The organism is Bacillus sp. JJ1521 (assembly GCF_036965165.1).
Classification (GTDB): domain Bacteria; phylum Bacillota; class Bacilli; order Bacillales; family Bacillaceae_L; genus Ferdinandcohnia.
In genome coordinates this window covers 2,523-8,825 of record NZ_JBALOX010000247.1, presented here as the reverse complement: position 1 = coordinate 8,825, position 6,303 = coordinate 2,523, and the positions used below count along the sequence as shown (strand labels likewise).

Genomic DNA, 6,303 nt, shown 5'->3' with positions numbered 1-6,303 from the left:
CGCTTTTAAGTAAATATTTATGTTTCTATTAAATTGATAAAGGTATGGTAATTAAAATTTGTTTCAAGAAAAAAATAAAATGGATTTTGATAGATGACGATCTAATATTAAGAAAAACATTTGAAGAAGTATTTCGCCTGAACTTATCAACTTCAGAAGGAATGTACTAATATAGAATATCCAGATTAAGAAACGACTGACGAATCACTTAATTTCGGTATCCGAAATTTTTGCTTGATTATATATCATACTATTATTAATATTTATAATAATGAATAAAATATTTGTTTATAAACAATTTATTTTCAGGGGGATATTATAATTGATAATTACAACTGAAATGGCACAACCGATTGTTGATCAGATGATAAAAATCATAGACTATAATGTCAATATTATGAATCAAAAAGGTGTTATCGTTGCAAGTGGTGATAATAACAGAATATATGAAATACATCAGGGTGCACTAGAGGCAATTGAATTAAAACGTGAAAGGATAGTCCATAAAACAGACTCAAAGAATATGGTTGGTACACAATCTGGGGTAAATGTCCCTATTGAAATTAAGGAAAAGGTTGTTGGTGCGGTGGGTATAACGGGGGAGCCAACAAAAATTTATAAGTTTGTTCATATAATAAAAATAACGGTAGAATCTTTATTAGAACAACAAATTTTAATTGAACAACTTAGGTATAAACAAACAGCATTAGGCGAGTGGGTTCAAAATTTAGTAGATATTCATTTTAATAATATTCCATTATTGGAATCTAAAGCAGAGTATTTAAAAATAAATGTAAATAAATACATATCAGTTTTTGTTATTGAAGTTAGATATTCAAGCATCGTAAATTTGGATTATGAAGAAATACAAAAGAATGAGATCCATATTATTANNAATTGGTAAAGATTTATTTATATTTGGTATACCTTTTAAGGAAAACGAAAAAGTGGAATCAATTACCAAAATTGGAATGGGTATACACTCTAGTCTAAAGGCTGAAGGGTTTGATTCTTACGTGGGAATAGGAAATGTACACAAAGGAATCATAGGTTATCGCAAAAGTTTTATTGAGGGGATGCAAAGTATCGATTTGTTAAAACAAGTATCAAATAATAAAGTGGTATCCCATATAATGGAATGGGGATTATTACAGTTGGTCGAAAAAATTCCACCAGAAACACGGCAATCTTTTCTCTCGCAGTATTTATTTAGAAAACCATCATTAAACGAAGAATTAGAAGAAACATTAAGAGTGTTTTTAGAAAATAACCTTAATATTAAAACAACTTCAGATGACATGCATATTCATCGAAATACTCTTTTATATAGATTAGATAAGATAAAGGAATTATGGGGTCTTGATCCTAGAAATTTTAACGACGCAATTAAATTACAATTTTTTAATTGGTGCAAAACACTTAAATAATAACAATTGTTTTATTCAAATTCCTTTTAATTTATTTTTTAAAATTATAAAGGTGATTTGTCCATTTACTTATTTCAGACATACAATGCGGTATTCTTTATGAATATCGCGTTTTTCTATTTTAGTTATAAAAAATATATCTTAATAGAACAAAATAGCACTTTTTTTATAGATATCCTCTATTTTTGTATATTTGCATAAAGAATTACGAATTTTATATAAAAAATTCATAATTTTCAATAATGTTTTACTTATTTGTAAGTGGTAACATGAAAATGTAGTTAAGCGCTTACAATGTAAGTCGACAAATATTAGTTTGTTGGAAAGGAGTGAAATATATTATTTTGGTTTTAATATAAACAATTAAAAGTAAGGGGGATTTAAATGAAGCAATACAAAAGAATTGTTATTGGTATAATTTTAATGTTAGTTACGAGTACGTTTTTAGCAGCTTGTAACAGTAAAACAAGTTCGAATGGCGACACAATTAAATTAGGAGTATTAGAGGATCGTTCTGGGGATTTTGCTCTTGTTGGAATTCAAAAATCACATGCTGTTGAATTAGCTGTTGAAGAGATTAATAATAATGGAGGTCTTCTTGGAAAACAAATAGAGATAATTGCGCCTGATACTCAATCGGATGATAAACGTTTTCAGGAAATGGCAAGAAAACTAATATTAGAAGATAAGGTTGACGTTATAATGGGTGCTTTTTCAAGTGCTTCCCGTGAAGCAATAAGACCAATTATGGAACAAAATAAAATGCTATATTTTTATAATAATCAGTACGAGGGTGGAGTAGCAAGTAAATATACTTTTCCAACAGGTGCCGTTCCAGAACATCAAGTTATGACAGTTATGGAATATATGATTGATACTTACGGTCCAAACGTTTACACAATCGCAGCGGACTATAATTTTGGACAAATAACCGCTGATTGGGTACGGGTTGCAACTGAAGAGCTTGGTGGAAAAATCGTAGGTGAGGAATTTATTCCACTTGGGGAATCGCAGTTTAGTAGTAGTATTAATAAAATTCAAAAAGCAAAACCTGACTTTTTAGTTGTCTTGTTGACGGGTGCTAAACAATCTTCATTTTATGAACAATGGAACACATCAGGTATTAAGGATCTACCGATGGCTACTACAATAAATATGGCGCAACAATATGAGCATATACGAACTGCAGCACCTGCTCTAGCTAATATGCACGTCGCAGCACCATTCATGGAAGAGCTTGATACTCCTGAAGCTAAAGCATTTGTGGAAAAGTTTAGAGCTAAATTCCCTGATGATGCATATGTAGGTATGGAGGCGGAAGCACAGTATACTGGGGTTTATTTGTGGGCAGAAGCAGTGGAACAGGCGGGCACAACTGATGTAGATGCTGTAATAGAAGCATTAGAAAGTGGAATAAGTTTTGATGCCCCATCTGGAAAAGTAACCATTGATCCTAAATCCCATCATGCTATAAAGGATATTTACTTATTCCATGCTGATGAGAATCATAAGGTGAGCGTTCTTGATAAATGGGATCAGGTTGCACCATATTGGCTAGCAGAAGAAAAAGGGATTGACCTAACAAAGGATTCTCCAAACGAACAATATACACCTATTGATTAATAGTTTTATTAACAAAAATTATAAATTAATCTAAAAAGAATTAAAGATTATTTTTATCATTGAATTCCGATAATATTTTAGTCCCTCTATACATTAGAGGGGCTATATTGAAACAATAGCACCATTTTAAGGTTTTGAGAGAGGAGCTGAATTTTTATTAATATGCTGGAAAACTTATTTAATATATTTTATCAATTGATGGATAGTTTTTCATTCTTAATACTGGCAGCAATTGGTTTAGCTGTAATATTTGGAATGATGGGGGTAATCAATTTAGCACATGGTGAATTCATCATGCTAGGAGCATACATTACTACTTTGTCATGGCTAGCAGGTGTCCCTATACCAATTGCTATATTATTAGGATCAATCGGAGTGGGGTGTTTTGGATTTATTATAGACAGATTAATCATTAGACATTTATATGGTAGACCATTGGATTCAGTTGTAGCTACTTGGGGCATAAGCCTTGTAATGGGGCAAGGCATGTTAATAATAATGGGTCCTTCTTTACAAGGTCCATCAACACCTTTAGGGTCTTTTACAATTGGTGACCTTAACTACTCAACTTATAGGATTATTCTTGCTGTTATTGCTTGCTTTTTGCTTTTTCTTTTATATTGGGTTTTCACGCATACAAAGTTTGGGTTAAAGTCAAGGGCAACTATGCAAAATGAAGAAATTGCAAGAAGTTTAGGAACAAATACTAAGCAAATTTATACTACAACTTTTGTTATAGGGTCAATGCTTGCAGGATTAACAGGTGGTCTTTACGCTTTTACCATGTCAATCGGGCCAACTTTTGGATCAGGTTTCCTTATGGAAAGTTTCGTAACTGTAATTGTTGGTGGTGCAAATCCATTAATTGGAACCGTAATGGCAGGGGGTACTCTTGGAGTTGTTCACAGTGGATTATCTTTCGTCTTTGGAACTTTTATTGGTAGAGTAGGATTACTAATTGCAGCAATACTCTTTATTAGACTCTGGCCTACAGGTTTTTCTGGGCTTATAGAGAAAAAAGTTATAAGGGTGAATAGATAATGAATAACTTATTAAACCAACAAAATATTAATTCTGAAAAAATTATAATGATATTATTGTGTGCAATATTTATAGCTTTCCCACTTATTGGATCAGAATATGATGTTTTAAATATGTCCTACTTTATATCAATGGCAATCCTCTCTATTAGTTTATGGCTAATATGGGGATTGACTGGGATATTTAGTTTTGGTCAAACAGCATTGTTCGGCTTCGGTGGTTACACATATGCCCTTGTTAGTATGAACTTTGATAATCCGAATTTTACGTTTTTAGCCCTTTTATTGGCATTAATAATTACATGGGCGTTTTCATTTTTGTTAGGTTATTTTATGTTCTATGGTGGGGTAAATGATGTGTTTGTAGGATTAATTACATTGTGCGTCACACTTGTTTTAGCAACATTCTTAGCTCAATCGGCAGGCTCACAATGGAAATTAGGTAATGTTTTACTCGGTGGAGATAATGGAATAAATAATATACCACCGTTGACATTAAGTTTTGGAAACACAGAAGTGTTATTTACAGGAAATCTTTTGTATTATTTTATAATAATTTCAATTGTTACAATCTATTTAATCTTAAAGAAAATGCAAAGTACTAAACTAGGATATAGTTTCATTGCAATAAGAGAAAACAGAGAACGAAGCAAATTGTTAGGATATAACACAGCATTTTTGCAAACGCTCGCTTTTTCTCTTGGTGGAGTTCTTGCTGCTTTTAGTGGAGTTTTGTACGTTACCTGGGGTGGATATATTGCACCTTCTGTAATGGCAATTTCTGCGGCAGCACTACCTGTTGTGCTAGTGGCTGCGGCTGGTAGAAGAAACCTATCAGGAGTAATAATATTCACAATCCTATATTATTTTTTGTCTCAAAAACTTTCAGTTTCAGGTAGTGAATATGCTTTGGTTATTTTAGGTTTTATCTTGATTCTAGTAATTTTAGTTGTTCCTCAGGGTGTTGTTGTTTGGTTATTTAATTTTATTGATCGCTTTTTATTGAAAAAAAGGGGGAATAAGCTAAGTGAAAGTGCAGGAAATTCAGAAAAAGCAAGAAGCGTCTAAACATAATAAAATATTAGAATTGAAAAATGTAACAATGGACTTTGGAGGATTAAGGGCAGTAGATGACGTTTCTATTAGCGTAAATAAAGGTGAACTTAGAGGATTAATAGGGCCAAATGGAGCGGGGAAAAGTACTATATTTAAACTTATTATGGGTCTTTATACACCTTCATCGGGTAGGATTTATTTTAATAATAAAGATATTACGAAATTATCGACTTGGGAACGAGCAAGAACTGGAATGAGTATTAAAATGCAAATACCTGGGGTTTTTGGTGAATTATCTGGTTACGAAAATATGCGAATTGCTGCTCAAAACTTTAATTCAATGAGTGAAATAGATAATGAAATTTTAAGATTGTCAAAACTTGTAGGAATCGATGATCTTCTTGATTCAGAGGTTAACAACCTTTCTCATGGTCAGCAGCAATGGCTAGAAATTGCTATGACTCTTGCTTCTAAGCCAGAACTACTTTTGTTAGATGAACCTGTTGCTGGTATGGGGCCGGAAGAAACAGCATTTACTGCGCAAATTGTAAAACGTTTAAATGAAGAAGGTATTTCGATTATTTTTATTGATCATGATATGGAATTTGTTAAGCAAATTTCACAACAAATAACTGTGCTTCATCAAGGAAAATTATTTGCTGAGGGCAATATCACAGAAATAGAAAACAATAAAGATGTTATTGATATCTATTTAGGTACAGAAGTTTAAAAGGGAGTGGGATTAATTGCTAGAAATCCACGAATATCATACAGGCTATAACAAAGTAGAAATTGTACGTAATGTTTCTTTAAATGTTGATAAAGGTAAAATTGTCTCCATTATTGGAAGAAATGGTGTTGGGAAAAGTACCCTTATGAAAGGGATAATGGGACTTTTAATAGCGAAAAATGGAAAAGTTTTGTTAGATAATAAAGATATAACAAAATTAAATACTCATGAACGTGCGCGTATCGGTATTGGATACGTACCTCAAGGTCACGGTGTTTTCCCAAATTTAACCGTTGAAGAGAATATTAAAATGGGAGAATCCATAAACAAGAAAGCGAAAAAAATGGATTATGAGATTATTTATAACTACTTTCCACGAATAAGAGAACGCTTAAGTCAAAAAGCAGGAACATTAAGTGGTGGAGAG

At 32.2% G+C, this 6,303-nt stretch carries 7 protein-coding genes; all 7 read left to right on the top strand.

Going from position 1 to position 6,303, the window contains the following annotated elements; translation table 11 throughout:
• Positions 1-340 precede the first annotated feature (340 nt).
• Positions 341-904, top strand: coding sequence for a sugar diacid recognition domain-containing protein (locus V7147_RS23740; RefSeq protein WP_438824646.1), 564 nt, complete (start codon positions 341-343; stop codon positions 902-904).
• 43 nt (positions 905-947) lie between these two features.
• Positions 948-1,427: a PucR family transcriptional regulator gene (locus V7147_RS23735; RefSeq protein ID WP_335370262.1), complete on the top strand. Its 480-nt coding sequence runs from the start codon at positions 948-950 to the stop codon at positions 1,425-1,427.
• Between the two features lie 384 nt (positions 1,428-1,811).
• Positions 1,812-3,050 (top strand): urea ABC transporter substrate-binding protein, encoded by a 1,239-nt coding sequence (locus tag V7147_RS23730; RefSeq protein ID WP_335370261.1) that lies wholly within the window; start codon positions 1,812-1,814, stop codon positions 3,048-3,050.
• A gap of 162 nt (positions 3,051-3,212) precedes the next feature.
• A complete protein-coding gene (locus tag V7147_RS23725; protein WP_335370260.1) occupies positions 3,213-4,091 on the top strand; it encodes an ABC transporter permease subunit in 879 nt (292 codons plus the stop codon).
• A complete protein-coding gene (locus V7147_RS23720) occupies positions 4,091-5,158 on the top strand; it encodes an ABC transporter permease subunit (protein WP_335370259.1) in 1,068 nt (355 codons plus the stop codon). The genes V7147_RS23725 and V7147_RS23720 overlap by 1 nt, the downstream gene beginning before the upstream one ends.
• On the top strand, positions 5,118-5,876 hold the full coding sequence (locus V7147_RS23715; RefSeq protein WP_335370258.1) for an ABC transporter ATP-binding protein: 759 nt from the start codon (positions 5,118-5,120) through the stop codon (positions 5,874-5,876). Before V7147_RS23720 ends, V7147_RS23715 begins: the two co-directional genes overlap by 41 nt.
• Positions 5,877-5,892: 16 nt before the next feature.
• The coding region (locus V7147_RS23710; RefSeq protein ID WP_335370257.1) for an ABC transporter ATP-binding protein at positions 5,893-6,303 on the top strand (411 nt) is incomplete at its 3' end.